General features: G+C 69.9%; 25 protein-coding genes. 6 read left to right on the top strand and 19 right to left on the bottom strand.

Translation table 11 applies throughout. The features are described 5' to 3' along the window. Nucleotides 1–90: 90 nt before the first annotated feature. The 7 genes from ACQPYZ_RS11675 to leuA form a co-directional block, all read right to left on the bottom strand. A complete protein-coding gene (locus tag ACQPYZ_RS11675) occupies nucleotides 91–1,935 on the bottom strand; it encodes an ABC transporter substrate-binding protein (RefSeq protein ID WP_433167491.1) in 1,845 nt (614 codons plus the stop codon). A gap of 70 nt (nucleotides 1,936–2,005) precedes the next feature. Further along, the gene (locus ACQPYZ_RS11670; protein ID WP_433167490.1) at nucleotides 2,006–2,209 is read right to left on the bottom strand and encodes a hypothetical protein; all 204 of its coding nucleotides are present in this window, start codon (nucleotides 2,207–2,209) and stop codon (nucleotides 2,006–2,008) included. Further along, nucleotides 2,209–3,264, bottom strand: a complete 1,056-nt coding sequence (locus tag ACQPYZ_RS11665; RefSeq protein WP_433167489.1) for an ABC transporter ATP-binding protein — start codon at nucleotides 3,262–3,264, stop codon at nucleotides 2,209–2,211. Before ACQPYZ_RS11665 ends, ACQPYZ_RS11670 begins: the two co-directional genes overlap by 1 nt. Further along, nucleotides 3,261–4,343 (bottom strand): ABC transporter ATP-binding protein, encoded by a 1,083-nt coding sequence (locus tag ACQPYZ_RS11660; RefSeq protein ID WP_433167487.1) that lies wholly within the window; start codon nucleotides 4,341–4,343, stop codon nucleotides 3,261–3,263. The genes ACQPYZ_RS11665 and ACQPYZ_RS11660 overlap by 4 nt, the downstream gene beginning before the upstream one ends. 5 nt (nucleotides 4,344–4,348) lie before the next feature. Further along, nucleotides 4,349–5,254 (bottom strand): ABC transporter permease, encoded by a 906-nt coding sequence (locus ACQPYZ_RS11655; protein WP_433167486.1) that lies wholly within the window; start codon nucleotides 5,252–5,254, stop codon nucleotides 4,349–4,351. Between the two features lie 6 nt (nucleotides 5,255–5,260). After that, entirely contained in the window at nucleotides 5,261–6,361 is a 1,101-nt protein-coding gene (locus ACQPYZ_RS11650) for an ABC transporter permease (RefSeq protein ID WP_433167485.1), read from the bottom strand. Nucleotides 6,362–6,644: 283 nt separating this feature from the next. Beyond that, complete coding sequence (gene leuA, locus ACQPYZ_RS11645) at nucleotides 6,645–8,318, bottom strand: 2-isopropylmalate synthase (protein ID WP_433169662.1); 1,674 nt, start codon at nucleotides 8,316–8,318, stop codon at nucleotides 6,645–6,647. 329 nt (nucleotides 8,319–8,647) lie between these two features. On the opposite strand from leuA, the gene ACQPYZ_RS11640 reads away from it, so the two are divergent. Then, nucleotides 8,648–9,316, top strand: a complete 669-nt coding sequence (locus ACQPYZ_RS11640) for a response regulator transcription factor (protein ID WP_433167484.1) — start codon at nucleotides 8,648–8,650, stop codon at nucleotides 9,314–9,316. Beyond that, nucleotides 9,313–10,605: an ATP-binding protein gene (locus tag ACQPYZ_RS11635; protein ID WP_433167483.1), complete on the top strand. Its 1,293-nt coding sequence runs from the start codon at nucleotides 9,313–9,315 to the stop codon at nucleotides 10,603–10,605. Before ACQPYZ_RS11640 ends, ACQPYZ_RS11635 begins: the two co-directional genes overlap by 4 nt. An 84-nt stretch (nucleotides 10,606–10,689) precedes the next feature. On the opposite strand, the gene ACQPYZ_RS11630 is transcribed toward ACQPYZ_RS11635, so the two are convergent. Both ACQPYZ_RS11630 and ACQPYZ_RS11625 read right to left on the bottom strand, forming a co-directional pair. Then, complete coding sequence (locus ACQPYZ_RS11630; RefSeq protein WP_433167482.1) at nucleotides 10,690–11,940, bottom strand: DUF1501 domain-containing protein; 1,251 nt, start codon at nucleotides 11,938–11,940, stop codon at nucleotides 10,690–10,692. A gap of 17 nt (nucleotides 11,941–11,957) precedes the next feature. Next, nucleotides 11,958–13,283 (bottom strand): DUF1800 domain-containing protein, encoded by a 1,326-nt coding sequence (locus ACQPYZ_RS11625; RefSeq protein WP_433167481.1) that lies wholly within the window; start codon nucleotides 13,281–13,283, stop codon nucleotides 11,958–11,960. Nucleotides 13,284–13,392: 109 nt separating this feature from the next. On the opposite strand from ACQPYZ_RS11625, the gene ACQPYZ_RS11620 reads away from it, so the two are divergent. Beyond that, on the top strand, nucleotides 13,393–13,812 hold the full coding sequence (locus tag ACQPYZ_RS11620) for a PPOX class F420-dependent oxidoreductase (RefSeq protein ID WP_433167480.1): 420 nt from the start codon (nucleotides 13,393–13,395) through the stop codon (nucleotides 13,810–13,812). Here the strand turns inward: ACQPYZ_RS11620 and katG are convergent. Together katG and ACQPYZ_RS11610 are read right to left on the bottom strand one after the other, a co-directional pair. Then, nucleotides 13,805–16,003 carry a catalase/peroxidase HPI gene (gene katG, locus ACQPYZ_RS11615; protein WP_433167479.1) on the bottom strand — a complete coding sequence of 733 codons (2,199 nt, stop codon included), beginning with the start codon at nucleotides 16,001–16,003 and terminating at the stop codon, nucleotides 13,805–13,807. The two genes, ACQPYZ_RS11620 and katG, sit on opposite strands and share 8 nt — an antisense overlap. A gap of 26 nt (nucleotides 16,004–16,029) precedes the next feature. Further along, nucleotides 16,030–16,482 carry a Fur family transcriptional regulator gene (locus ACQPYZ_RS11610; RefSeq protein ID WP_433167478.1) on the bottom strand — a complete coding sequence of 151 codons (453 nt, stop codon included), beginning with the start codon at nucleotides 16,480–16,482 and terminating at the stop codon, nucleotides 16,030–16,032. 113 nt (nucleotides 16,483–16,595) lie between these two features. Between ACQPYZ_RS11610 and ACQPYZ_RS11605 the strand changes: the two genes are divergently transcribed. Beyond that, a complete protein-coding gene (locus ACQPYZ_RS11605) occupies nucleotides 16,596–17,585 on the top strand; it encodes a GNAT family N-acetyltransferase (protein ID WP_433167476.1) in 990 nt (329 codons plus the stop codon). Here the strand turns inward: ACQPYZ_RS11605 and era are convergent, their stop codons facing one another. From era to ACQPYZ_RS11575, 6 genes are all read right to left on the bottom strand, one after another. After that, nucleotides 17,586–18,515 (bottom strand): GTPase Era, encoded by a 930-nt coding sequence (era, locus tag ACQPYZ_RS11600; RefSeq protein ID WP_433167475.1) that lies wholly within the window; start codon nucleotides 18,513–18,515, stop codon nucleotides 17,586–17,588. Continuing rightward, a complete protein-coding gene (locus ACQPYZ_RS11595; protein WP_433167474.1) occupies nucleotides 18,499–18,831 on the bottom strand; it encodes a cytidine deaminase in 333 nt (110 codons plus the stop codon). Before ACQPYZ_RS11595 ends, era begins: the two co-directional genes overlap by 17 nt. A 32-nt stretch (nucleotides 18,832–18,863) precedes the next feature. Beyond that, the gene (locus ACQPYZ_RS11590) at nucleotides 18,864–20,168 is read right to left on the bottom strand and encodes a hemolysin family protein (protein WP_433167473.1); all 1,305 of its coding nucleotides are present in this window, start codon (nucleotides 20,166–20,168) and stop codon (nucleotides 18,864–18,866) included. A 42-nt stretch (nucleotides 20,169–20,210) separates the two neighbouring features. Continuing rightward, nucleotides 20,211–20,693: an rRNA maturation RNase YbeY gene (ybeY, locus tag ACQPYZ_RS11585; RefSeq protein ID WP_433167472.1), complete on the bottom strand. Its 483-nt coding sequence runs from the start codon at nucleotides 20,691–20,693 to the stop codon at nucleotides 20,211–20,213. Beyond that, nucleotides 20,690–21,616, bottom strand: coding sequence for a PhoH family protein (locus ACQPYZ_RS11580; protein WP_433169660.1), 927 nt, complete (start codon nucleotides 21,614–21,616; stop codon nucleotides 20,690–20,692). The genes ybeY and ACQPYZ_RS11580 overlap by 4 nt, the downstream gene beginning before the upstream one ends. A gap of 151 nt (nucleotides 21,617–21,767) precedes the next feature. Further along, entirely contained in the window at nucleotides 21,768–22,730 is a 963-nt protein-coding gene (locus tag ACQPYZ_RS11575) for a hypothetical protein (protein WP_433167471.1), read from the bottom strand. Between the two features lie 105 nt (nucleotides 22,731–22,835). Here ACQPYZ_RS11575 and ACQPYZ_RS11570 point away from each other — a divergent pair, with 105 nt between their 5' ends. Both ACQPYZ_RS11570 and ACQPYZ_RS11565 read left to right on the top strand, forming a co-directional pair. Further along, a complete protein-coding gene (locus tag ACQPYZ_RS11570; RefSeq protein WP_433167470.1) occupies nucleotides 22,836–23,345 on the top strand; it encodes a SigE family RNA polymerase sigma factor in 510 nt (169 codons plus the stop codon). After that, entirely contained in the window at nucleotides 23,342–24,469 is a 1,128-nt protein-coding gene (locus ACQPYZ_RS11565; protein ID WP_433167469.1) for a Gmad2 immunoglobulin-like domain-containing protein, read from the top strand. The genes ACQPYZ_RS11570 and ACQPYZ_RS11565 overlap by 4 nt, the downstream gene beginning before the upstream one ends. Before the next feature lie 9 nt (nucleotides 24,470–24,478). Here ACQPYZ_RS11565 and ACQPYZ_RS11560 read toward each other — a convergent pair whose 3' ends face one another. Both ACQPYZ_RS11560 and ACQPYZ_RS11555 read right to left on the bottom strand, forming a co-directional pair. Next, on the bottom strand, nucleotides 24,479–25,246 hold the full coding sequence (locus tag ACQPYZ_RS11560; protein ID WP_433167468.1) for a RibD family protein: 768 nt from the start codon (nucleotides 25,244–25,246) through the stop codon (nucleotides 24,479–24,481). A 73-nt stretch (nucleotides 25,247–25,319) separates the two neighbouring features. Then, entirely contained in the window at nucleotides 25,320–26,036 is a 717-nt protein-coding gene (locus ACQPYZ_RS11555; RefSeq protein WP_433167467.1) for a 16S rRNA (uracil(1498)-N(3))-methyltransferase, read from the bottom strand. Nucleotides 26,037–26,039: the final 3 nt, after the last annotated feature.

Raw genomic sequence — 26,039 nt, 5'->3', positions numbered from 1 at the left:
AGCGCACAGATGAGCGCCCGGACGCGGTGCCGGAAGACAGAAGCGGATGCGCCGGAGGCCCGCCCGGATGCGGACCTCCGGCGCGCAGCCTCAGGCCGGTGCGACCTTGCCCGAGTACATCCCCATGATCACGAAGTTGTCCGCGTACGGCGCGTTCTTCATGATCGGGTCGTCGTCCGCCGGGAACTTGGCGACCCGGTTCCCCTCCAGCGCGGGGTTGTTCCCGTAGCGCTCCCACAGCGGGATGATCGGCAGCAGCTCGTTGAACGCCATCGCGGCCGCGGTGATGTTCTTCTTCTGCTCGTCCAGGTTCAGGCCCTGGGCCGACGTGTCCACCACGGACTTCAGGTCGATCGGTCCGGCCGAGGTGGTCTGCTTGAGCGGGAAGTTCATCCCCTTGCCACCCTGGTTCGCCGCGGTCACGTAGTTGAACGTGTACAGGTCCTGGACGAACGCGAAGTACGGGTGCGGGTGGTTCGAGGCGCCCCAGCCCTGGATGGCGATGTCGAACTTGCCGGCCAGGACGTCCGGGTTCAGCTGGGTGAAGGTGATACCGCGTTTGACGATGTTGAACCCGAACTTGTTCAGCTGGTCGGCCGCGTTGGTCGCGGCCGGGTTCCAGTCGGCGAACTCGGTCGGGAACTTGATGTCGTACGTGGCCGGCTTGCCCTGCGGCGTCGTCCACTTGTCGCCGGACTTCTTCCAGCCGGCCTGCTGCAGCAGCTGGGTGGCCTTGTCCAGGTCCTTCTCGTACGCCTGCAGCTTCTTCTGGTCGGCGTCGGAGATCCAGTCCGGCACCAGGATGTCGGAGAAGCCGGCCATGAACTTGCACGGCTTGCCCGAGTCACCGAGCGCGACGGTGCCGTTCTCGTTGCGGTCGAGGACGTAGGCGATCGCCTGCCGAACGCGGGCGTCCGCGAACTCCGGGCGGGTGGTGTAGTTGAACACCAGCGACGGACCCGAGTACACCGGCGGCCGCAGGATCCGGAAGCCGTTGGACTGGAAGGTCTTCTCGCTGGCCACCGCGAAGCCGTGGGTGGCGTAGTCGACGTCCTTGTTCATCACGACCGGCGTGATGTCCGAGGTCTCGCCGTTGAACAGGACGACCTTGGCGAAGCCGACCTTGTCGGCGAACAGGCCCTTGTCGTTCTTCACCAGCGTCATCTGGGAGTTCGTCATGCTCTTCGGGTCGTAGTTGTACGGCCCCGACACGACCGGGTTCTCCGGGCGGAACTTCTGGAAGTCGGCGTTCAGCGTCTTGCCCGGGCCGCTGTCCAGGCTGCCCTTGGCCTTGCGGATCGACTCCGCCTTCGTCGCCCACTCGCCGTACACCGCACTCGGCAGGATCGGCGCCCGCAGGATGTAGCGCTCGAGCACCGTGGACGGCGTGCCGATGGTGAACACCACGGTGGTGTCGTCCTGGGCCTTCACGTCGGACAGGAAGGTCCAGTCCTGCTGGCGCATCAGCCAGCGCAGGTTGAACGTCGAGACGACGTCCTTGCTGGTCACCGGCGAGCCGTCGCTCCAGGTGAGCCCGGAGCGAAGCTTCATCGTGTACGTGTTGGCCGCCTCGTCCAGCGAGCTGGACTCGGCCATCAGGTATTCCCACTTCTTGTCGGCCCAGTAGTACATGCCGGCACTCGGGTAGATCAGGTCGAGGTACGGGCTCTGCTGCTGGATGCCGTCGAGCACGCCCGCGCCGAGGTTGAAGTGACCCTTCGGTGGCAGCTGGTAGGGATACGCACCGTGGAACTCCTTGTTGCCGCCGGACTCGCCGCCCTCCTCGTTCGTCGGGTCGCTCGGCGAGCACGCCGTCAGCGACCCGACGCCGGCGACGCCGACTCCGGCGAGGCCGAACAGCTGGAGCACGTGCCGGCGAGAGACCTCGTTGGTCCGGTCGCTCGCGCCGGATTCGTTGTTGCCGGTGGGACTCATCCTTCGTCCTTTCCTGATCCTGACCGCACGACCCGCGTGGCCAGTCCTACTTCTGGGTGACACGCACTTGCTAACCGTCCTCGCGTTTTCCGCGGCGCCGGGCGACCAGCACCCCGGCGACGACGATCAGGCCCAGGAGCAGGCCCAAACACAAGGTGAACAGGGTGACGACGTACTCCGGGGTGCCCGGCGTCAGCGTGAGCAGCAGCACCACGCTGGCCAGCACCAGGAACGCCGCCCAGCCGAGTGCCGCTCGGCCGACCTCCGGGGGCATCAGCGGGCCGGTTCATCCGGACGGACCGCTTCCGCACCGTCACGAGCCACGACGTGGCAGGCCGCCGACTGACCCGGCCGGATCTCGACCAGCTGGGGCACCGACCGGTCGCACAGCCCGTCCTCGAACAACGGGCAGCGCGGATGGAACGAGCAGCCGGGCGGCAGGTGCGCCAGGCTCGGGATCTCCAGGCTGCGCAGCGACCCGGTGCCCTTCGTCTTGGTGAGATCGGGATCGGGCTCCGGGATCGCGTCGATCAGCGCCCGGGTGTACGGGTGCGTCGGCGCGTTGATGATGTCCGGCGTCGGCCCGAACTCGACGATCCGGCCCAGGTACATCACAGCGGTCTTGCCGTTCCAGCCGAAGTACTTCGCGATCGCCAGGTCGTGGGTGATGAACAGGAACCCCACGCCGAGCTCGTCCCGCAGCCGTCCGAGCATGGCCAGCACGCTGATCCGGATGGACACGTCGAGCATCGAGGTCGACTCGTCGGCGATGATGATCTTCGGGTCCAGCGTCAGCGCCCGGGCCACCGCGACACGTTGCCGCTGGCCACCGGACAGCTGGTGCGGGAACTTCGGCAGGTAGTTCTCCGGCGGCGTCAGGTCGACCTTCGTGAGCAGCTCGGCCGCCCGCTCGGCGGCGGCCCGCATACCTTTCACCACCCCGTGCTTGAGCAGCGGTGCGGTCAGGGTCTGCTGGATCGTCCGGGTCGGGTTGAGCGACGCGTACGGGTCCTGGTGGACGTACTGGACGCTGCGCCGGAACGTGCTGAAGTCCCGCCGGTTCATCGACCAGATGTCGGTGCCGGCGAAGGCGACCTCACCGTCGGACGGCTTCGCCAGCCCGGCCGCCATCCGCGCGGCCGTGGTCTTGCCCGACCCGCTCTCGCCGACCAGGCAGAGCACCTCGCCCGGGTTGATCGACAGGTTCGCGTGGTCGACCGCCCGGATCGGCCCCACCTTGGTCTGGAACACCTGACTGACGTCCGACAGCGTCATCAACGGCGTGCGTCCGGCGGCGGCCGCGGGCGGAGTCGTCTCGGTCGCGGTCACGATGCGGTCCCCATGTCCTCGCTGCGTACCTGGCGGTCCAGGTGCACGTCCTTCCAGTGGATGCAGGCGACCTCGTGCCCCGCGCCCGGCTGGTCGGTGACCGGGAACAGCGGCGGGTCGGCCTCGGTGCACTCCTCGGTGGCGTACCGGCACCGGGGGTTGAACTTGCACCCCGGCGGCAACGCGGCCAGGCTCGGCGGACCGCCCGGGATCGACTCGAGGTCCGGCAGGTCGCCGACGATCGGCGGCACGGCCTTGATCAGGCCGAGCGTGTACGGGTGCCGGGGCTTGTAGAACAGGTCTCGGACTCCACCGGTCTCGACGATCCGGCCGGCGTACATGGTGGCGACCCGGTCGGCGAGCTCGGCGGCCAGCGACAGGTCGTGCGAGATGAAGATCATCGAGAAGCCGAGCCGCTCGCGGACCTCGTGCAGGACGTCGACCACCGACCGCTGGGTGAGGATGTCCAGCGCCGTGGTCGGCTCGTCCAGGATCAGCACCTCCGGCTCGAGCAGCAGGCTCATCGCGATCAGCACCCGCTGGCGCATGCCGCCGGACAGCTCGTGCGGGTAGCAGTCCATCACCCGCTCCGGCTCGAGTCGCACCAGCCGGAGCAGCTCGCCGGCCCGGTCCTCGATCTCCTGCCGAGACGCCCGGCCGTGCGCCCGCATCGTGTCGTGCATGTGCGCGCGGATCTTCAGCACCGGGTTGAACGCGTTCATCGCCCCTTGGAAGACCATGGCCGCGTCCCGCCAGCGGAACTGGCGCAGATCGCGCCCGTCCAGGCCGAGTACGTCGATCTCCGTGCCGTCACCGCGGTTGAAGATCACCTTGCCGCTGGCGTGGCCGAGGCGCGGCAGCAACCGCAACAGGCCCAGACCGAACGTGGTCTTGCCGCAGCCGCTCTCACCGACCAGGGCGAGACTCTCGCCGGGGTACAGGTCGAGGTCGACGCCGCGGACGGCTTCCACCGTGGAGCCGGCGCCGGTCCGGTACTCGACGTTGAAGTCGCGGATCGACAGCAGCGGTTTGCCCGCGCCGCCGCGGACCGCGCGAGTGCTGGAAGAGGTCGCAGTCACCATGCTCACCGGTCCCGGAGCCGCGGGTTGAGGATTTCCTCGAGCGATCTCGTCATCATCACCAATCCGAGCAGCAGGAGAACGATCGCGACGATGGGGCTCAGGATGAAGGCCAGGCTGGCGTCGTTGAAGATCGCGCCGGCGATCCAGGCACGGTTCAGCATGATGCCCCAGTTCGACCCGGTCAGCGGCGCGAGGCCCAGCAGGTAGAGGCCGACCAACTGGTAGATCGCGTTGGTCACGCCGATCATGAAGTTCATCAGGATGAAGCTGGCCATGTTCGGCAGGATCTCGACGAACACCACCCGGGCGGTGCCGAGGTCGAGCAACCGGGCCGCCTCGACGAACTCGCGCTCCTTCAGCGACAGCACCTGGGAGCGCACCGCCCGGGTCAGCACCGGCCAGGACAGCGCACCGATCAGCAGCGAGAGCAGGAGCGGCGAGTCCAGCCGGAACATCGCGCCGAGAACGGCGAGCAGGACGATCTGCGGGACGGTGAGGACGACGTCCGCGGCGGTGACCACGAACGAGTCGGTCTTGCCGCCGAGGTAGGCGGCCAGCGAGCCGAGCACGATCGCGACCACGGTCGAGATGGCCGCGGCGAAGAATCCGATGAAGATGACGGACCGGCCGCCGTCGATCATCTGGATCAGGACGTCCTTGCCCTCGTTGTCGGTGCCGAGCAGGTGCCCGGGCGACCCGGCCGGGAGCAGGATCTTCTGCACGTCGGGGGCCACGTCGGGCGTGAAGAACGGCCCGATCGCGGTGACCAGGACCAGCAGCAGCACGATCAGGAATCCGATGAATCCCGCCGGGCTCCGCCGCAGGGAGCTCATGATGCCGGAGAACCGGGAGACGCTGGTCGTCCCGATCGCAACCTCGGCCGGGGAGATTTCGGCGAAGTCAGCCATGGCCCGTCACCCCTTCGCCGTGCCGGGCACCCGGATCCGCGGATCCAGCCGGCTGTAGAGGATGTCGGCGAGCAGGTTGGCCACCACGACCGAGATCGTGATGACCAGGAAGATCCCCTGCAGGACGGGGTAGTCACGTCCGGAGACGGCGTTGTAGAGGCTGAACCCGATGCCCTGGTAGCCGAAGATGCGCTCCACGAAGATCGACCCGCCGACGACGAACCCCAGTTGCACGGCGAGCACGCTGAACAACGGCAGTACGGCGTTCCGCCCGACGTACCCGCCGCGGATGCGGGCGTCGCTGAGGCCGCGCGCCCGGGCGACGGTCACGTAGTCCTCGCCCAGGGTCTCCACCGTGGACGACTTCATCACCAGCGCCCAGGACCCGACCGTGGTCAGCGCGTAGGCGAGGATCGGCAGCGTCGCGTGGTAGAGGATGTCGTTCAGGAAGCTGAGGCTGAAGGCCGGTTCCACGCCGGGCGTGTACGAGCCGCGGGCCTCGGTCAGGTTGAACCACTGCAGCTTCACGCCCAGGAAGACCACGATCAGGATCGCCAGGATGTAGTTCGGGATCGCGTGCAGCAGCGCTCCCAGCGAGGTCAGCAGGTGGTCGATCCAGCTCTCCCGGCGGTAGGCCATCACCATCCCGGCCAGGATGCCGACGGCGAAGCTCAGGATCTGGGCGATCCCGACGGAGAACAGCGTCCACGGCAGGTACGTCTTGATGACCTCGGCGACCGTCGTGCCGGGTGACAGCAGCGAGTTGCCGAAGTCACCCTGCAGCAGGTTCAGCATGTACTGGACGTACTGCAGGATCAGCGGCTCGTCCGGGTCCAGCGAGAACAGGTTGCGCGCCTGCGACGCGGCGTCCGCGTAGGAGATGCCGGTCTGCGCGATCTGCGTCTGGATGTAGGTGTCGACCGGGTTGCCCGGCAGCAGCCGGACCAGGAAGAACGTCCCGGTGGTGACGATGAAGACGGTCAGGAGCGCCTTCGCCAGCCGCCGGACCAGCCACGCGTTCAGGAACCTCCGCGCGACGTTCGGTCTGGGTTCCTCGGGTGGACCTTCGATCAGCTCGGAAGCCGGTGTGTCGACCGCACCGCCCACTGCTCACCTCCACGTGACTACCGACAACGACCCCCGGTTGACACCCTTTAGTAAGAGACCTTGCTTTGCAAGGATCTGCTCGTAGGTCGACAGTCTGCGCAACCACAGACACCGAGTCAACGCTTTGTGTGAACGTGTGACCGGCATGCCGAATCGTGACCAAACTGGTTGCACTGTGCACCAGCAGCGCGACGGTGCGTGCCGAAACTACCCGATTCCGGGCCCCTGGAGACGGATATCGGCCGCCACCCGGAGGTGGCGGCCGATATCGGGCGTGTCGGGGTCAGCGGGTGGCGCGGTTGATCGCGGAGACGACCGCCTTCAGCGAGGCGGTGAGGATGTTGGCGTCCCGGCCGACACCCCAGTAGACCTCGTCGCCAACCTCGCACTCGACGTACGCGGCGGCCAGCGCGTCGCCGCCGGCCGAGAGCGCGTGCTCGTGGTAGTCCAGCACCCGGACGTCGTACTTCAGCGGCTTGATCGCGTCGACGAAGGCCGAGACCGGGCCGTTGCCCTCACCGGTCAGCTCGTGCGGTACGCCGTTCGAGTACACCTGCACGCGGAGCTCGTCGCCCCGGCCCTCGCCGGACGACGAGTTGACCGTGAGCAGCGACAGCTTGCCCGGCGCCAGGTACTCGGCCGCGAAGATGTCCCACATGTGCTGCGGGCCGACCTCGCCGCCCTCGGCGTCGGTGTGCTGCTGGATCACCCGGCTGAACTCGATCTGCAGCCGGCGCGGCAGGTCGAGCCGGTGCTCCGACTTCATGATGTACGCGACGCCGCCCTTGCCGGACTGCGAGTTGACCCGGATGACCGCCTCGTACGACCGGCCGACGTCCTTCGGGTCGATCGGCAGGTACGGCGCCTCCCAGGCGATCTCGGAGACCGGCCGGCCCTCGGCCGCGGCCTGCTTGTCGAGCGCCTCCAGGCCCTTCTTGATCGCGTCCTGGTGGGAGCCGGAGAAGGCGGTGTAGACCAGGTCACCGGCGTACGGCTGCCGCTCGGGGACGCGCATCTGCGTGCAGTACTCGACCGTGCGGCGGATCTCGTCGATGTCGGCGAAGTCGATCTGCGGGTCGATGCCCTGGCTGAACAGGTTCATCCCCAGCGTGACCAGGTCGACGTTGCCGGTGCGCTCACCGTGGCCGAACAGGCAGCCCTCGACCCGGTCGGCGCCGGCCATCAGCGCCAGCTCGGTCGCGGCCACCGCCGTCCCGCGGTCGTTGTGCGGGTGCAGGCTGATCGTGCTGTGCTCGCGGCGGGTCAGGTTGCGGCCGAACCACTCGATCTGATCGGCGTACACGTTCGGCGTGGACATCTCGACGGTGGCCGGCAGGTTCAGGATGATCTCCCGGCCCTCTCCCGGCTGCCAGACGTCGCTGACCGCCTCACAGACCTCGAGCGCGAACTCCAGCTCGGTGCCGGTGAAGATCTCCGGGCTGTACTGGTACCCGAACTCGCAGTCGCCCAGCATCTCGTCGGCGTACTTCATGACCGTCTCGGTGCCGCGGACCGCGATCGTGCGGCACTCGGCCTTGTCGACGTTGAACACCACCCGGCGGAACAGCGGGGCGGTCGCGTTGTAGAGGTGGATGGTCGCCTTCGGCGAGCCCTGCAGCGACTGCACGGTCCGCTCGATCAGCTCCTCGCGGGCCTGGGTCAGCACTGAGATGGTGACGTCGTCGGGGATGACGTCGTCCTCGATCAGGCTGCGGACGAAGTCGAAGTCGTACTGGCTGGCGCTCGGGAAACCGACCTCGATCTCCTTGTAGCCCATCCTCACCAGCAGGTCGAACATCCGCCGCTTGCGGGCCGGCGACATCGGCTCCACCAGGGCCTGGTTGCCGTCGCGGAGGTCGGTGGACAGCCAGCGCGGGGTCCGGTCGACGGACTTCGCCGGCCAGGTGCGGTCCGGCAGGTCGATGGGCGGGAACGCGCGGTAGCGCTGGATCGGCATCCCGGACGGCTGCTGGACGGGCTTGGGCTGGTTCTTCGGTGCCACGGGGGTTCTCCTCGGGAGCTGTACTGCGGGGGTCGTTGAGACGACCGGCGAACGACCAGACTCCGCGGCGAGGGAACCGGCCTTGTCAGGCCTCGCCGCGGCAGCGAAGGAGGAGAAGCTGGTGCCGCATGATGCCAGGGAGTCTATGCACAACCGGGCCCGCCCGTCGAACCAGGGGTCTCGACCGCCGAGACACGGAGCGTGACGGAGCCGTGCTGAAGATGTGCTGAAGAACCGGGCCTGGGCGGCGTGGACCAGGTCCCCGGCGGTGCGAGGATGGCCGGATGGCGGCGCGGGTGCTGGTGGTCGAGGACGCGGAACCGATCCGGACCGGGGTCGGGATCGCGCTCACCGACGCCGGTCACGAGGTCCGGACGCGCGCGGACGGTGACGGCTTCGAGCGCGAGCTCGCCGAGTACCGGCCCGACCTCGTCCTGCTCGACGTGATGCTGCCCGGCCGCGACGGCTTCGAGCTGCTGTCCGTCGCCCGGGAGACGTCGAACGCCGGCGTCATCCTGCTGACCGCGCGCGACGGCGTCGAGGACCGGTTGCACGGTCTGCGGACCGGCGCCGACGACTACGTGGTCAAGCCGTTCGTGCTCGCCGAGCTGATCGCGCGGGTCGAGGCCCTGTTGCGGCGGATGGGCCGGCTCCGGACCGTGCTCGAGGTCGGCGACCTCACGGTCGACGTGGAGGCCGGCTCGGTCACCCGCGCCGGCCGGACGATCGAGCTGACGGCGACGGAGTACAAGCTGCTCGAGTTCCTCGCCGGGCGGAGCGGCAAGGTCGTCGGCAAGACCCAGCTGCTGACCGCGGTCTGGGGGTACGACGACTACGCGGCCAACCTGGTCGAGGTCCACATCAGCGCCCTCCGCCGGAAACTGGAGGCCAACGGCCCCCGCCTGCTGCACACCGTCCGCGGCTCCGGCTACGTCCTCCGGCCGCCGTCGTGAAACCCCTGCGGACGTCGTCGCTGCGCGTCCGGGTGACGTTGACGGCGATCGCCGTACTGCTGGTCGTGCTGCCCGTGACCGGGTTGACGGTGAAGGCGGTGTTCGACGCGCAGGCCGAACGGAGCCTCGACTCGCTGCTGACCGGGCGGGCTCAGCTGGCCCAGCAGCTCGCTCGGCAGAACGTTGCTCCAGGCAATCTCGTCCGCCGGATCGACGCGGACGGGGTGCGAGTGACCCTGATCCTGCGGACCGGTCAGCAGCTGGGCGCCCCGCCGGTCGAGCCGGGCGGGACCGTTCGGCAGGTCCGGGCGACGCTGCAGGCCGGGCAACGGACCCGCGGCGCGACCTTGCTGTTGTCGGCGGACACCGCGTTGCTGGCGGACGCGAGCGCACACCTCCGCAACGTCCTGTTGATCTCCGGAGCCGCGGCCATCCTGATCACCGCGCTCGCTCTGGTCGTCGGGATGCGGTTCGCGCTGGCACCGCTCGATGCGATGACCGGGCTGGCCCGCTCGATCGCGGCTGGCCGTCGCGGCGGGCGCCTGGAGCCTGATCGGCCGGACACCGAGCTCGGGCGGACGGCGGCCGCCTTCGACGAGATGCTGGACGCGCTCGAGGGCGCCGAGGGTGCGGCCAGGCGGTCCGAGGACCGGATGCGCCAGTTCGTCGCGGACGCCGCTCACGAGTTGCGGACGCCGGTCGCCGGGCTGCAGACGGCCGCGGAGACGCTGATCCAGCTCGGCCCGGCCGCGCCGGCCGAACGCCGCGAGGAGCTGGAGCTGCTCCTCGTCCGCGAGTCCCGCCGGGCCGGCAGCCTGGTCGCCGATCTGCTCGAGCTCAGCCGGATCGACGCCGGTCTCCAGCTGGACCTCGCCCAGGTCGACCTCCGGCACCTGGCCGAGTCCCAGGCCGCCCGCATCCGGCTCGTCGCTCCCGACGTCAGCGTCGAGGTCACCGGCTCCGGCACGGTCACCGCCGATTCCGAGCGGTTGGCCCAGGTCCTCGCCAACCTGCTCGACAACGCCCGCCAGGCGGGCGCTCAGGCAGTGCGGATCGCGGTCGGTCCGACCGGGTTGCTGGTGGAGGACGACGGGCCCGGCGTGCCGGTGGAGGTGCGGGAGCGGATCTTCCATCGGTTGGTGCACGGTCCGCAGAGCAAGGGCGCCGGCCTGGGCCTGGCGATCGCCCGCGGCGTCGCCCGGGCACACGGCGGCGACCTGACGGTCACCGACCGGGCGGACGGACGACGCGGGGCCGCCTTCCGGGTGCACCTCCCGAGGGGTGCATAAGGACAGGAGGTGTCCGACGCCGCCGAGGCTGACCACGCTTACGGCAGCCCGGCGGAGCCTGCTGCAGCGCGGTACCTCCTGTCGTTATGCACGCAACAGGCCGTCCACCGCGGTTTCGTGCCCGGCCAGCACCTTCCCCGGCTCGGCGCCGAGGACGTCGCGGAGGACGGTGGCGTAGACGTCCCGGAAGTCGGTGGTCGCCTTCAGGTCGCCGTTGGACAGATCGGTGAGGCTGGGCTGCTCGCCGAAGAAGCCGCCGGTGACCTTGTCGCCGAGGACGAACACCGGTCCGGCGGTCCCGTGATCCGTTCCGTCGCTTCCGTTGGCCTGCACGCGGCGGCCGAACTCGGAGTACACCAGCACCACGGCGTTCCGCCCACGGTCGGTCTTGCGCAGTCGTTGCATGAACGGCGTCACCGCCCCGTCCAGCTCGGTCAGCAGCCGCTGCTGGGTACCCCGCTCGTCCGCGTGGGTGTCGAAGCCACCGAGCGACGCGGAGTACGCCCGCGTCGGCACGCCTGCTTCGATCAAGCCGGCGATCAGTTCGAGCTGCGCCCCGAGTTGGGAAGCGCCGCCGGCCGACGCTCCCTTCGTGCGCTCCTCGTCCTCCTCGTCCTCCCGTTCCTGCCCGGTGCGTACGGCGCCTCCGAGCACGCGGGTCGCCTCGTGCAGGTCATGGACCGCTTTCGCCGCCCGCGCCTGCCAGGGACCCTCACCCGCACTCGGTTCGCCCAGCGCCGCGTACGCCGTACCGAGGGCTCCCTTGGGCAGGGCCAGCCCGCGCAGGGGCAGTGAGGCAGCTGCCGTGGTCTCCCCCGCCAGCAGCGGAGGCAGGGTCGGCTCGACCGACACGGCGCGCATCGGATCCGCGCCGGTCGCGTCCAGCCAGCGCCCGAGCCACCCGGTCGGGACCGGTGACTTCGGCGAGGCGGTCTGCCAGATCGCCATCGACCGGAAGTGACTGCGATCCGGTTCGGGATAGCCGACGCCGCGCACGATCGCGAGCCGCTTGTCGTCCCACAGACCCTTCAGGCCCTTCATGCCCGGGTTCAGGCCGAGGCCGTCGCCCAGCTCGAGCACCTCGTTCGGCTCGTACGCCAGGTCCGGCCGGGCCTTCTGGTACGCCGGATCGCCGGCCGGCACGACGGTGTTGAGGCCGTCGTTGCCGCCGTACAGGGTGATGACCACGAGCACGGACTCGTCGGCCGGCAGCGGATCGTCGACCGCCGCGGTCAGCAGGTCCGACCAGTTGACCTGGGTCGCCCCGGCCGCCAGCGCACCGGCGGCGGTCACCCCGCTCAGCGTCAGGAACCGCCGTCTCGTCAGGTTGTCCATCGGTCCTCCTCGGCCGCTCATCCGCTGACCACGTACTCGGGGGCGCAGGCGGCGACCGCCGTCAGCTGCGCGGGATCCTTCACTCCGGCCAGCGCGTCCTTGGTCCGCGCCGACCAGCCGTCGACGCCGAGCACCGCGGCCACGGCAGCCACCTTGTCCTTGGCGTCCTCGACGGCGGACAGGTCGGCCTGCTTCACCAGGTGCTGGGCGAGTTGCAGCCGGGTCAGGCCGGCGGACGTCGTCAGCCAGCTCGCCCCAGCCGGCCAGCCGCCGACGCTCGGCGGGCGGAAGGGCAGCTGCCCCATCCCGCGCAGTCCGGCCAGCAGCTTGGTCTGTTCCTTCTCGTCCAGCTTGCCCGGCCGGACACCGAGAGCCCGCATCAGTCCGGCGGCCCACTCCACCGGCTGCTTCACCAGCCCCGACGCCGGGTCGCGGAAGGCGGGTTCGGCGACCATTGCCGTCAGCAACGACCGTACGTCCCGGTCCGCGCCGTACGCCGTGGTCAGCCGGCCGGCCGTCGTACTGTCGGGCGGGGTCGGCGAGACCAGCCGGAACCACAGCCGTCCGATCACGAAGTTCGTCGAGGCGGGCTGTGCCAGGGCGAGCGCGGCGAACCCCTTGGCGTCGAAGGCGCCGGTCCTGCCCAGCAGCGTCTTCGAGCCGGAGTCGAACCGCTTCCGCTGGAACGTCGCGCCCTTGCCGTCCTTGCCCAGCACCCAGCCGGTCAGGCAGCGCGCCCCCTCGGCCACGTCCTTCTCGGTGTACTTGCCGATGCCGAGGGTGAAGAGTTCGAGGTATTCGCGGGCGAGGTTCTCGTTCGGCGTCCCGCGGCGGTTCTTCTGGCCGTCCAGCCAGCGGATCATCGCGGTGTCCACCACCATCGCCTGCGCCAGGTCGCCGAACCGGCCGAGGGCGTGCGTCCGCTGGGTCTGGTTCTGCCCGAGCATCCAGGCGGCGTTGCGCACCTTCTGGTTGCTGGTGGCGAAGTGACCGTGCCAGAACCAGGTCAGTCGCTCGGCGGCCGTCCGGCTGACGACCATCCGGTCCAGCCACCAGACGCCCAGCGTCCGCTCCTGCGCCGCCCGCTGCCGCGCCGCCGCTTTCTTCGCCTCCCGGTCCTTCTTCTCATCGGGATCCTTCTTCTCGGCAGGATCCTTCTTCTCGGCCATCGGCGGGGCGAGTCCGGTCGGTGGGGTCACCGCGGCGGCGGCCGGATCCGTCAGCGGACCCAGCAGCCGCCGGACGGTCGCGTCGTACCCGGCGTCCAGGTCCCCCGGCGCCGGTCCGAACCCGAGCCGGTCGTTCAGCCGCCGTACCGCGGCGCGCTCGCTGATCTCGGTCATGCCTCGATCGTTTCCGGCCGCGCAGCCCCAGACCAGGATCCGGGCGGTTTCTTCAGTCAACCCACAGCTGGGTTGTCTTCAAGCGTGCTTGAATTCTTAAGCTCTGTGCATGACCTCGAACCTCCTCGACCGGATCGGCAGCCACGGCCTCGGTGTGCTGGTCACGCTCAAACGCGACGGCCGCCCGCAACTGTCGAACGTCACCTACGTGTTCGACGGCGAGCGGATCCGGGTCTCGCTCACCGACGGCCGCGCGAAGACGAAGAACCTCCGCCGCGACCCGCGCGCCAGCCTGTACGTCGACGGTCCCGGCGGCCGCTCGTACGTCGTCGTCGAGGGCAAGGCCGAGCTCAGCGCGGTGGCGGCCGACCCGTACGACGCCGTGGTCGAGGACCTGGTCGACTACTACCGGACGGCGTCCGGCGAGCACCCGGACTGGGATGAGTACCGGCGGGCGATGGTCACCGACAAGCGACTCGTCTTCTCGATGACCATCGACCACGCCTACGGGATGCCGAGGCCTACCTGAGGTCGAACCGGTCGAGCTCCATCACCTTCACCCAGGCCGCGACGAAGTCCTTGACGAACTTCTCCTTCGCGTCGGCACTGGCGTAGACCTCGGCCAGCGACCGGAGCTGGGAGTTGGCACCGAACACCAGGTCGGCCGCGGTCGCGGTCCACTTGACGTCACCGGTGGCCACGTCCCGGACCTCGAAGACGTTCTCGGCCGACTCCGACGTCTTCCACTCCGTGCCCGGCGCGAGCAGGTTGACGAAGAAGTCGTTCGTCAGCGTGCCGGGCCGGTCGGTGAACACGCCGTGCTGCGCGCCGCCGACGTTCGCGCCGAGCGCGCGCAGGCCGCCGACCAGGACCGTCAGCTCGGGCGACGTCAGGCTCAGCATGTACGCCCGGTCGAGCAGCAGCGTCTCCGGCGAGAGCTTCTCCCCCGCCCGGACGTAGTTGCGGAACCCGTCGGCCCGCGGCTCGAGGACGGCGAACGAGTCGACGTCGGTCTGCTCCTGGGAGGCGTCGGTCCGGCCGGGGTGGAACGGGACGGTGATCTCGGTTCCCGCGTCGCGGGCCGCCTTCTCCACGGCCGCGCAGCCGCCGAGCACGATCAGGTCGGCCAGCGACACCTGCTTGCCGGAGCCGTTGAACTCCTGCTGGACCTGCTCGAGCGTCTGCAGCACCTTGGCCAGCTCGGCCGGCTCGTTGACCTCCCAGCTCCGCTGCGGCTCGAGCCGGATCCGCGCGCCGTTCGCGCCGCCGCGCTTGTCGGTGGTCCGGAAGCTGGCCGCGGACGCCCACGCGGTGCCGACCAACTGCTGGACGGACAGACCGGACGCGAGCAGCTTGTCCTTGAGCGCCGCGATGTCCTCGTCGCCGATCAGCTCGTGGTCGACCGCCGGCACCGGGTCCTGCCACGGCTGCGGCTCGGGCACCCACGGACCCAGGAAGCGCGAGACCGGGCCCATGTCGCGGTGCAGCAGCTTGTACCAGGCCTTGGCGAAGGCCAGTGCGAACTCGTCCGGGTTCTCGAAGAAGCGCCGCGAGATCGGCCCGTAGACCGGGTCGAGCCGGAGCGCGAGGTCGGTGGTGAGCATCGTCGGCCGGTGCTTCTTGCCCTCGACGTGCGCGTCCGGCACGTCCTCCGGCGCGTCCTTGGCGACCCACTGGTGCGCGCCGGCCGGGCTCTTGGTCAGCTCCCACTCGTGGTTGAACAGATTCTCGAAGAACCCGTTGCCGAAGCGGGTCGGGGTCTGCGTCCAGGTCACCTCGAGCCCGCTGGTGATGGTGTCCTTGCCCTTGCCGGAGCCGTAGGTGCTGTGCCAGCCGAGCCCCTGCGCCTCCAGCGGCGCGGCCTCCGGCTCGGGGCCGACGTTCTCGGCCGGTCCGGCGCCGTGGGTCTTGCCGAACGAGTGGCCGCCGGCGATCAGCGCGACCGTCTCCTCGTCGTTCATCGCCATCCGGCGGAAGGTCTCGCGGATGTCGCGCGCCGCGGCCAGCGGGTCCGGGTTGCCGTTCGGGCCCTCGGGGTTGACGTAGATCAGGCCCATCTGGACCGCGCCCAGCTGCGAGCCCAGCTCGCGGTCGCCGCTGTAGCGCTCGTCACCGAGCCAGGTGTCCTCGGGACCCCAGTAGATCTCCTCCGGCTCCCAGATGTCCTCGCGGCCGAAGCCGAAGCCGAACGTCTTGAAGCCCATGTCGTCCAGGGCGACGTTGCCGGCCAGGACCAGCAGGTCGGCCCACGAGATCTTCCGGCCGTACTTCTGCTTGACCGGCCACAGCAGCCGGCGGGCCTTGTCCAGGTTCGCGTTGTCGGGCCAGCTGTTCAGCGGTGCGAACCGCTGGGCGCCGTCACCGGCGCCGCCGCGGCCGTCCTCGATCCGGTAGGTGCCGGCCGCGTGCCAGCTCATCCGGATGAACAGCGGGCCGTAGTGGCCGAAGTCGGCCGGCCACCAGTCCTGCGAGGTCCGCATCACCTCGACGATGTCGCCCTTCAGCGCGTCGACGTCGAGGCCGGCGAACTCCGCGGCGTAGTCGAAGTCCTCCTCCATCGGGTTCGACCGGGTGTGGTGCGGGTGCAGGATCGAGAGATCCAGCTGGTTCGGCCACCAGTCGCGGTTCGTCCTCGGCCGGCCCGGCTTCACAGTCGGGGCGTCGATCGCCGGGTTCTCGCTCTCGCTGCCGTGGGGGGTGACGCCGGACGTGTCGGACATGCTCAACCTTTCGGTGCGGTTGCTGATCAGGAGTGCGATGCGGTCGCCCGGTCGCGGGAAGCGGCCGAGCAGGCGGGACACAGGCCCCAGTAGACGACCTCGGCCTCGTCGACGGAGAAGCCGTGGTGGTCCGACGGATGCAGGCACGGCGCCTCGCCGGCGGCGCAGTCCACGTCTTCGATGGCGCCGCACGAGCGGCACACGACGTGGTGGTGGTTGTCCCCCACCCGGGCCTCGTACCGTGCGACCGAACCGGCCGGCTGGATCCGCCGCACCAGCCCGGTGTCGGTCAGTGCGCGCAGGACGTCGTACACCGCCTGGTGGGAGACGTCGGGCAGTTCCTCCCGGGTCGCGCGGATGATGGTGTCGGTGTCGGCGTGCGGATGCGCGTGGACAGCGTGCAGCACGGCCACCCGCGGCCGGGTGACCCGGAGCGCCACCTCGCGCAACCTCCGGTGCAGGTCGGACTCGACTGCCACACCTGCAGTCTTCCGCCCCTTCTGGAATCAGTCAAGATTCGGCGCGCGGTGTGGTGATTTCCCACCGGGGAAATTCACTCGCGGTAAACGGTCGGGGTGTGGAAGCTGAGGGCGTGGAGATCACGAGACTGTCGCCCGACGACGAGGTCGGGTGTGCTGATGCTGTTGCGGTGATGAGCGCCGCCGCCAAGGTGGACTGCCCGGAGGTCCTGCTGCCGACGCCGCGCGGCTTCGCGAACGGGCTGCGGTACGGGTGGGACCTGAATCCGGGCCAGGCGTTCCTGGCCCGGGACGAGGACGGCGCCGCGGTGGGGCTGCTCGAGGCCTCGATCCCGACGTACGACAACACCAACCTGCTGTGGGCGTTCGGCACGGTCCACCCGGACCGTCGCGGACGCGGGATCGGGCCGGCGCTGATCGCGCACGCCGAGCGGCTGACCGCCGAGCTCGGCCGGAACTCGATCGGCCTGAGCACGTTCGACCTGCCGGCCGCGGACGCGTTCGCGCGCCGGCACGGCTTCGAGCGGAAGGCGATGGAGGTGAACCGGCGGCAGGACGTCGCCGGCCTGGACTGGTCGGTCGTGCAGCGGCTGTACGACGACGCGGTCGCCGCCTCCTCGGCGTACGAGCTGATCCAGATCACCGGGACGCTGCCGGACGAGCTGCTCGAGGGCATGGTCGCGGTGACCGCCTCGATCAACGACGCGCCGAAGGACGACCTCGACGTCGAGGACGACGAGTACACCCCGGAGCGGTTGCGGGCCTACGAGGAGGCGCAGCAGAAGAGCGAGCGGACGCTGTACCGGGTGATCGCCCGGGAGAAGGCGACCGGTGAGCTGGCCGGCCACACCACCATCACGGTCGAGCGGGAGCGCCCGCACATCGGCGAGCAGAACGACACCGCCGTCGCCCGCGCCCACCGCGGCCACCGCCTCGGCGCGCTGGTCAAGTCCGCGATGCTGCTGTGGATGCGCGACCAGGAGCCGCAGCTGGCCCAGCTCGACACCTGGAACGCCGAGTCCAACAACCACATGATCGCCATCAACGAGGCGCTCAACTACCGGATCATCACCCGGATCCCCGACTACCAGAAGTCGCTGTAGTCAGAAGCCCAGCTTGCGCAGGTGCTTGGCGTCGGTCTGCCAGTTCTTCGCGATCTTCACGTGCAGATCGAGGTAGACCGGCGTCCCGAGCAACGCCTCGATCTGGCGGCGGGCGGCCGCGCCGACCTCGCGCAGGCGGGCGCCCTTGTGGCCGATGACGATGCCCTTCTGGCTGTCCCGCTCGAGGAAGATGTTGGCGTACACGTCCAGCAGCGGCTTGTCGTCCGGCCGGTCCTCGCGCAACCCCATCTCGTCGATCGTGACCGCGATCGAGTGCGGCAGCTCGTCCCGGACGCCCTCGAGCGCCGCCTCGCGGATCAGCTCGGCGACCAGGGTCTCCTCGGGCTCGTCGGTGATGTCGCCGTCCGGGTAGAGCGCGAACCCCTCCGGCAGCAGCTTCACCAGCTCGTCGGCGACCACGTCGACCTGGAATCCGGACGTCGCCGAGACCGGCACGATCGAGGCCCACTCGATCCCGGCCGACTCGCCCAGCGCGGCGATCTCGGCCAGGTGCTCGACCATCCGGTCCGGCTCGACCAGGTCGGCCTTGGTGGCCAGCGCGACCTTCGGCGTCTTGGCGACCTTGGCCGCCTCACCGACCAGGAACCGGTCGCCCGGACCGATCTTGTCCGACGCCGGCAGGCAGACCGCGATCACGTCGACCTCGGCCCAGGTGGTCTTCACCAGGTCGTTCAGCCGTTCGCCCAGCAGGGTGCGCGGCTTGTGCAGACCGGGCGTGTCCACCAGCACGAGCTGGGCGTCCGGCCGGTGCACGATGCCGCGGACCGCGTGCCGGGTGGTCTGCGGCTTCGACGAGGTGATCACGATCTTCTGGCCCACCAGGGCGTTGGTCAGCGTGGACTTGCCCGCGTTCGGCCGGCCCACGAAGCAGGCGAACCCGGACTTGAAGGGCTCAGGTGTGGACGACATCGCGGACCTCTCCGGTGCCTTGGGCAAGTACTACGGGGACGTTGGCGCCGGCGAAGTGCCGGACCACGTTGACATCGACCGCGGACCCCTCGGTGACCACCGCGGCCGCCTCCAGACCCTTCACCCCGGACGCCAGCGCCATCGCGACCGCGAGCTGCAGGGCGGTCAGGTCGACGGTGTCGAGCGCGACCGTGCAGGCGGCGTACGTCCGGCCGTCGGAGTCGCGGACCGCGGCCCCTTCGGCGGCCCGGGTACGGGCGCGCGCGGCGCGGGCGAGGGTGACGAGCTTGGCGTCTTCCGCCGAGAGGTCTGACAAGGTGGGTGCTCCTAGGCGAGGTGGTGCTGCGATCAGGCGTGCTGGTGGTTCTGGTCGGGCGAGGGGTCGGCGGTCTCCTCCCGCCGTACCAGCACAGTACCGACCTGGTTGCGGCGGCCGGACGGGCGATCCGCCGTCAGCGTCAGCCCCGCGATCTCCACCTCGGCGCCGGGGATCGGCACCTTGCCGAGCAGCTTCGCCATCAGGCCGCCGACGGTGTCCACGTCGTCGTCGTCCAGCGGTACGCCGAACAGCTCGCCCAGCTCGTCGATCGGCAGCCGGCTCGACACCCGGTACGCCCCGTCCGACAGCTCCTGCACCGAGTCCGGCACCTCGTCGTACTCGTCGGTGATCTCGCCGACGATCTCCTCGAGGATGTCCTCGATGGTGACCAGGCCGGCCGTGCCGCCGTACTCGTCGACGACCATCGCGACGTGCATCCGGGCCGCCTGCATCTCCCGCAGCAGCTCGTCGATCGGTTTGGAGTCCGGGATGAACATGCACGGCCGCATCACCGACTCGACCCGCTCGGTCGACTCGGCCTGGGCGTTGTCGTACACCCGGCGCATCACGTCCTTGAGGTAGACGACGCCGAGGATGTCGTCCAGCGACTCGCCGATCACCGGGATCCGCGAGTACCCGGACCGCAGCGCCAGCGAGGTCAGCTGGCGCAGCTTCTTGTGCTTCTCGATGTAGACCATGTCGGTCCGCGGCACCATCACCTCGCGGACGATGGTGTCGCCGAGCTCGAACACCGAGTGGATCATCTGCCGCTCGCCGGACTCGATCACCGCCGACTTCTCGGCGTAGTCGACCAGCGCCCGCAGCTCGGCCTCGGTCGCGAACGGGCCCTCGGCGAACCCCTTGCCCGGGGTCAGCGCGTTGCCCAGCATGATCAGCACCTTCGGCAGCGGACCGAGGATCCGGGTCAGCGCCATCACCGGCCCGGCCGAGATGATCGCGAACCGGTCCGAGTGCTGCCGGCCGAGGGTGCGCGGGGCGACGCCGATGATCACGTACGACACCAGCACCATCACCACGGCGGTGATCAGGATGTGCTCCCAGGTGACCGGGAAGACCTCCGACAGCGCCTGGGTGACCAGCACGATCGCGGTGATCTCGCACATCAGCCGGACCAGCAGCAGGGAGTTCAGGTACCGCGGGGCGTCCGACAGCAGGGCGCGCAGCCGGACGGCGCGCAGGTTGCCCTGCTCGACCTGCTCGTTCGCCCGGACCGTCGAGTACGACGACAGCGCCGCCTCGGCGCCGGCGAACAGGCCGGCGAGCAGCACGAGCACCGCGGCCACAACCAGCAGAACGAGGTCGTGGGAGGTCACCGCAACGTCACTCCTGTCCCAGCGGGTGCCTGCGGCGAGCCATCAGGCACCCTCGATCCGGTTTCCGGGTGCGCGCCATGCTTCCAGAAGCCGGCCCTGGACGTCCCACATCTCCGCCTTCTCGGCCGGCTCGGCGTGGTCGTACCCGAGCAGGTGCAGGATGCCGTGCACGGTCAGCAGCTCGAGCTCGGCCCAGGTGCCGTGCCCGGCCTTGGCGCCCTGCGCGGCCGCCACGGTCGGGCACAGCGCGATGTCGCCGAGATGCCCGAGCGGGAGGTCCGCGTCGTCGGCGGTGTCGCCGGAGCCCGGTCGCAGCTCGTCCATCGGCCACGACATCACGTCGGTCGGACCCGGCAGGTCCAGGAACTCGACGTGGTACCGCGCCATCGTGTCCTCGTCGACCAGCTTGATCGACAGCTCACACTCCGGATGCAGCCGCAGCGACGACATCACGAACCGGCTCAGCCGCATCAGTCCGTTCGCGTCGATCTCGACCCCGGACTCGTTGTTGACCTCGACGTTCATCTGCTGGTGTCAGAGCTGCCTTCGTAGGTCTCGTACGCCGAGACGATCCGGCCGACCAGCTTGTGCCGGACGACGTCGTGCGAGGTCAGCCGGCAGAAGGCGAGGTCCTGGACGCCGTCGAGGATGTCCTGGACGACCCGGAGGCCGGAGTTCGTCCCGGTCGGCAGGTCGACCTGGGTGACGTCGCCGGTGACCACCATCTTGGAGCCGAAGCCGAGCCGGGTGAGGAACATCTTCATCTGCTCCGGCGAGGTGTTCTGCGCCTCGTCCAGGATGATGTAGGCGTCATTCAGGGTCCGGCCGCGCATGTACGCCAGCGGAGCGATCTCGATCGTGCCCGCGGTCATCAGCCGCGGGATCGACTCCGGGTCCAGCATGTCGTGCAGGGCGTCGTACAGCGGGCGCAGGTACGGGTCGATCTTCTCCGACAGCGTGCCGGGCAGGAAGCCGAGCCGCTCGCCGGCCTCGACGGCCGGCCGGGTCAGGATGATCCGGTTGACCTCCTTGGCCTGCAGCGCCTGGACCGCCTTGGCGACGGCCAGATAGGTCTTGCCGGTGCCGGCCGGGCCGATGCCGAACACGATCGTGTTCTTGTCGATCGCGTCCACGTAGCGCTTCTGGTTCAGCGTCTTCGGCCGGATCGTCCGGCCGCGGCTGGACAGGATGTTCTGCGTGAGCACGTCGCGCGGACTCTCGGCGGTGGCCGCCTTGATCATCGCGATGCTGCGCTCGACCGAGTCCGCGGTCAGCCCGTGGCCGGTCCGCACCACCGCGATCAGCTCGTCGATCAGCCGCTCGGCCAGCGCCAGCTCGGCGGGCTCACCGGTGAGCGTGATCTCGTTGCCGCGGACCAGGATGTCGGCGGCGAACTCCTTCTCGACGATGCGGAGGAACTCGTCCCGGGCTCCGAGCAGGGCCACCATGTCGATGCTGTTCGGCACGACGATCTTGTGCGACGCCTGCGTGGTGGTGGCGGCGTTGGCGACGGTGCCGTTCGCGCGCGCCTCCGGTTCGATACTGCGTGGCCTGGACAGGCTCTTCCTCCTGATGCCGGTGGTGACTGACTCACCCATGCTAGCCGCCTCGTCCGACACCCTCACGCGTAATTCCCCGGGACACGCTCGCCGCGGGCTTCCCGGCCGCCTCGGCGGGCGGAGCAGCGCCTCGCCGGCTCGGTGCCGGATTGGCCGCAAGTACGCCGGACAGCCGGGACAGCTCGCCACCCGACGGACCCGGCCGCAGAACGCCGTGCTCGAGGGCGAGGCGCCGGTTGCGCTCGGCGGTCCACTCCCGGCCCGGGTTCAGGTTCACGGTGACGCCGGTCGCGGACGGCCTCAGCATCGGTTCGAGATCGGCCCGCAGCGCCCGGGCCGCCTCCTGCGGTGACTTCTCCCGGTTCAGCTCGTGCGCCAGCAGCATCCGGTACGTCGCCTCGACCGCGGCCCGGGTGGACCCGGAGGTCGCCGGCGGCTCGTCGAACTGGTCGAAATGGGTGTTGCGGCCGTCGTCGATCCCCACGGCATGTGCAGGGGTGAACACGTGCAGCGACTGCACCGCAGCGGTCGGATCCCCGTCGTACACAGACTCCTCCCGCCACGCGTGTGCGCCGGAGTAGCTGTCCTGGAGGGCGTGCGCGGCGGCGCCGAGGTGCTTGATCTCGTCGGCCGACCCGTGCGCCGCGGCAAGCTCCTCGAAGACGTACTCGGTGTTGAGGGCCAGGTTGTCCACACCGCGGCGGTACGGGTCGGCCATGAAGTGCTCGCGCTGGGCGTTCGGGTTCGCGTACGCCGAGTGGCCGGTCGGCCCGAGACCGGCGTACGGGACGGACCGGCCGGTCCCGGCGAAGTTCTTGATCACGCCGGCGCCGACCGCGCGGTCCATGTACGCCTGCGCCTTGTCGAGCGCCTCGGCGTACTCCTGCTGCCGGAGGCCGTGGAGCCTGCCGCCGGGTCCGTCCAGCTCCTGGTACAGCCGGGCGACCGCGGCGTGGGTGATGTCGCGATGTCCCGACCAGTGGCCGTCGCCGCGCTGCTTCATGCCGTCAGGTTCTCATCCCGCCGGGGGCAGCGCTGTTGTCAACCTGGAACGAGGTCTTCGCGTCGTCTTTTCGTGGCGCAACCGGCTTTGGTGTACGAAGAGGACGTGACACACGAGTCCTCGTGGGATGCCGACGAGGCGCTGACGGCGGTCTACACGGCGCACTACACGTCGCTGGTCCGCCTCGGCGCCTTGCTGCTGCGTGACACCGGTACGGCGGAGGAGATCGTGCAGGACGCGTTCGTCGCGATGCACGCCCGCTGGCACCGGTTGCGCGACCCGCACAAGGCGCTCGCGTACCTGCGGACGGCGGTGGTCAACCGCTGCCGCTCCCGCCAGCGTCATCTCGTGGTGGTGGACAAGCACACGCCCCGCTCACTGCCGGACGAGCCGAGCGCCGAGCAGGCCGTCCTGCGGACGGTCGAGACCGACCGGGTGATCGAGGCGATGCGCACCCTGCCGGAGAAGCAGCGCACCGTGATGGTGCTGCGGTACTACGGCGACCTGTCCGAGGCGGAGATCGCCGAGACGATGGGGATCAGCCGCGGATCCGTGAAGAGCCACGCCGCGCGGGCGAGCAAGTCGCTCCGCCAGCTCCTGGAGCAGAACCTATGAACGACCAGCAGCCGAACGATCCGTTCGACGAGTTGATGCGCCGGGCGCTGGCCGAGGAGGCCGACCGGGTGGAGCCGGCCGACGCGCTGCCGGAGATCCAGGCCCGCGTCCGCGGACAGCGTCGTACCGGCAGCCGACGTCCCTGGATCCTGACCGCCGGCGCGGCCACCATCGGCACGGCCGCGGCGATCGGGGCGTTCACCGTGCTGGACGACAACGCCGGCGACGAGCCGCTGGCCGGAAGCCCGAGCACCACGACCTCCGCCAGCCGCGCGCCGTTCTCCTCCGCTCCGGCGACCGGCGCGGAGCCCAGTCCCGCTCCCACGCCAGCCCCGACCACGCCGCCCACCACGACGCCGACGTCATCTGAGCCGACGCTGGGCGGCAAGCCCGAGCAGGTGGTGAAGAGCGCGGTCGTCCCGGTCTACTGGCTCGGCGACCGGGTCGGCGCCAACCGCGCCGGTGAGGTCCGGCTGTACCGGACGTGGGCCAACGTCAAGGGCCGCCCGGCCACCGAGGCGGTCCGGATCATGACGTCCGCGAAGCCCGGTGACCCGGACTACTACTCCGTCTGGCGCGGCGCCCAGCTCAACTCGGTCACGCGGTCCCCCGGACTCGTCACCGTCGACTTCAAGCAGCTCCCACGGACCCGTCTCGACGCCGCCGCCGCGAAGGTCGCGGTCCAGCAACTCGTGTACACCGTGCAGGGCGCTCTGGCCGCCGACACCGAGCGGGTCCAGGTCACCGAGCAGGGCCGGACCGGGACGAAGCTCTTCGGCCAGGTCGACACCTCGACCCCACTCGCCCGGGCCAAGTCGACCGACGTGCAGGCACTGATCTGGATCACCTCGCCCGAGGACGGCGCCGCGACGACCGCCCCGATCAAGGTCACCGGCCTCGGCTCGGCGTACGAAGCGCACCTGAACTGGCGGATCCTCAACGCCAAGACCGGCCGCGTCGTCGCCGAGGGCCCGACACAGACGAGCGAGGCCTACAAGTTCACTCCGTTCGCCTTCGTCGTCGAGAAACTCCCACCCGGCACCTACACCGTCGAGGTCTTCGAACCCTCCGCCGAAGACGGCCGCCCCACCTCCACCGACACCAAAACCTTCCACCTCAAGTAGCCGGCACCGTCAGTCGCGGGAGACGGTGTAGTGCAGGCGCACGGAGCCACCGGCGTCGGTGTGCACTGAGAGCAGCCGCAACGGGGTTGGTTGCTCGCCGACGGCCAGGGGCGGTCCGTCGACGACTGACGGCGTACCTAGCCCGCCGATGAGCGCAGGCGCCAGCGTCAGGTGCAGCTCGTCGATCAGACCTGCCCGCAGCAATGCACCGTTGAGCCCGCCGCCCGCGTTCGACAGGACACAGCTGACGCCGAGCTCGGTCCCCATCGCCGCGATCGCCTGCGTCAGGTCTACCTGGTCCTCACCGACGACGAGGTAGCAGATTCGTTCCCGACGGAGGTAGGCGAGATAGTCGGGTGGGGTCGACCGCGCCACCAGGACCAGGGCGTCCCAGTTCTCGTGCTTCTCGGTCCAGCGCACTCGTCCGCGACTGTCGACGACGGTGAACCACAGGTGCGGCGGCGACGGCTGTCCGGTGATGTCAGGCGGAAGGAAGTGCTGGTAGAGCTCGGCGGTGTCGCCGTCGTACGCCGGTAGCTCCTCCGGAACCTCGTCCTCGGCCACCAGGCTGCCGCTGCCCTCGAGTACGGCGTTGCAGCCGTACTGCTCCCTGACCACTTCGAGGACGTCGATCGAGACCGGATCGTCGGCGTACGGCGTCATCGCTGCCCACAGAGCCGAGCTCGGCGGATGCATCAGGATCGCCTCCCGGGTGAGGGCGACCTTCCCGTCCACGCTGGCTCCCACGCTGACCACCACACGCGGTCGGTCCGGCATCGCGGCCTCCTTCGGTCGGCCAGAACGGCAGAACACCAGGTCTACCAACAGCCACCGACAACCTCGGCCGTTGTCAGCGCCAGCGGGTGGGGGTTAGGAGGGCTGCGGCGGCGGCCACGCCGGCGGTGGAGGTGCGGAGGACGGTGGGGCCGAGGCGGACGGGGTCGACGGCGAAGGTGGTGAGCTCGGTGGGGGTGATGCCGCCTTCGGGGCCGATGACGATCACGATGTCGCCGTCGGTGGGGACGTCGAGCGAGGCAAGTGGAACCTTGGCTTCCTCGTGCAGTACGACGGGGAGCGCGGCGCCGGCCACCAGGCGGGCGACCTCCGCGGTCGTGGCAATCGGGGTGACCTCCGCGAACCAGCTCCGGCGGGACTGCTTGCTCGCCTCGAACGCCCACGCCTGCCACTTCGCCAGCGTCTTCGCCGACCGCTCGGGATTGCCGCGGAACTGACTCCGATCCGCGTTCCACGGCACGATCACGTCGGCGCCGACCTCGGTCAGCATCTCCACCGCGAGCTCGGCCCGCTCCCCCTTCGGCAGCGCCTGTACGACGACCAGCCGCGGACTGCTCGCGGCCACGGCCCCACGGTTGTCCACGGCAACAGTCAGCCCGGCCTTGGACGCGGTCGTCACCGCCCCCTCGGCCCACGCCCCGCGCCCGTCGGTCAGCCGGACCCGCTCGCCCGGCCCGATCCGCCGGACCACCGCCGCATGCCGCCCCTCAGCACCCTCCAGCCGCAGCTCGGCACCCGACAGGTCCTCGCAGAAGAAGACCGCGACGCCCATCGC

This window comes from Kribbella sp. CA-247076, assembly GCF_050942445.1.
Lineage (GTDB): Bacteria > Actinomycetota > Actinomycetes > Propionibacteriales > Kribbellaceae > Kribbella.
The sequence above is the reverse complement of the archived record's forward strand: the minus strand, read 5'-3'. Positions and strand labels throughout refer to the sequence as shown.

Excerpts from the sequence above, each read along its gene's own strand:
- era (WP_433167475.1), bottom strand. The coding sequence starts at position 18,515 with ATGTCGTCCACACCTGAGCCCTTCAAGTCCGGGTTCGCCTGCTTCGTG.
- ACQPYZ_RS11575 (WP_433167471.1), bottom strand. The coding sequence starts at position 22,730 with ATGAAGCAGCGCGGCGACGGCCACTGGTCGGGACATCGCGACATCACC.
- ACQPYZ_RS11565 (WP_433167469.1), top strand. The coding sequence starts at position 23,342 with ATGAACGACCAGCAGCCGAACGATCCGTTCGACGAGTTGATGCGCCGG.
- leuA (WP_433169662.1), bottom strand. The coding sequence starts at position 8,318 with ATGCCGATCCAGCGCTACCGCGCGTTCCCGCCCATCGACCTGCCGGAC.
- ACQPYZ_RS11670 (WP_433167490.1), bottom strand. The coding sequence starts at position 2,209 with ATGCCCCCGGAGGTCGGCCGAGCGGCACTCGGCTGGGCGGCGTTCCTG.
- ACQPYZ_RS11675 (WP_433167491.1), bottom strand. The coding sequence starts at position 1,935 with ATGAGTCCCACCGGCAACAACGAATCCGGCGCGAGCGACCGGACCAAC.
- ACQPYZ_RS11655 (WP_433167486.1), bottom strand. The coding sequence starts at position 5,254 with ATGGCTGACTTCGCCGAAATCTCCCCGGCCGAGGTTGCGATCGGGACG.
- ACQPYZ_RS11555 (WP_433167467.1), bottom strand. The coding sequence starts at position 26,036 with ATGGGCGTCGCGGTCTTCTTCTGCGAGGACCTGTCGGGTGCCGAGCTG.
- ACQPYZ_RS11625 (WP_433167481.1), bottom strand. The coding sequence starts at position 13,283 with ATGACCGAGATCAGCGAGCGCGCCGCGGTACGGCGGCTGAACGACCGG.
- ACQPYZ_RS11580 (WP_433169660.1), bottom strand. The coding sequence starts at position 21,616 with ATGGTGGCCCTGCTCGGAGCCCGGGACGAGTTCCTCCGCATCGTCGAG.
- ACQPYZ_RS11620 (WP_433167480.1), top strand. The coding sequence starts at position 13,393 with ATGACCTCGAACCTCCTCGACCGGATCGGCAGCCACGGCCTCGGTGTG.
- ACQPYZ_RS11560 (WP_433167468.1), bottom strand. The coding sequence starts at position 25,246 with ATGCCGGACCGACCGCGTGTGGTGGTCAGCGTGGGAGCCAGCGTGGAC.
- katG (WP_433167479.1), bottom strand. The coding sequence starts at position 16,003 with ATGTCCGACACGTCCGGCGTCACCCCCCACGGCAGCGAGAGCGAGAAC.
- ACQPYZ_RS11640 (WP_433167484.1), top strand. The coding sequence starts at position 8,648 with ATGGCGGCGCGGGTGCTGGTGGTCGAGGACGCGGAACCGATCCGGACC.
- ACQPYZ_RS11630 (WP_433167482.1), bottom strand. The coding sequence starts at position 11,940 with ATGGACAACCTGACGAGACGGCGGTTCCTGACGCTGAGCGGGGTGACC.
- ybeY (WP_433167472.1), bottom strand. The coding sequence starts at position 20,693 with ATGAACGTCGAGGTCAACAACGAGTCCGGGGTCGAGATCGACGCGAAC.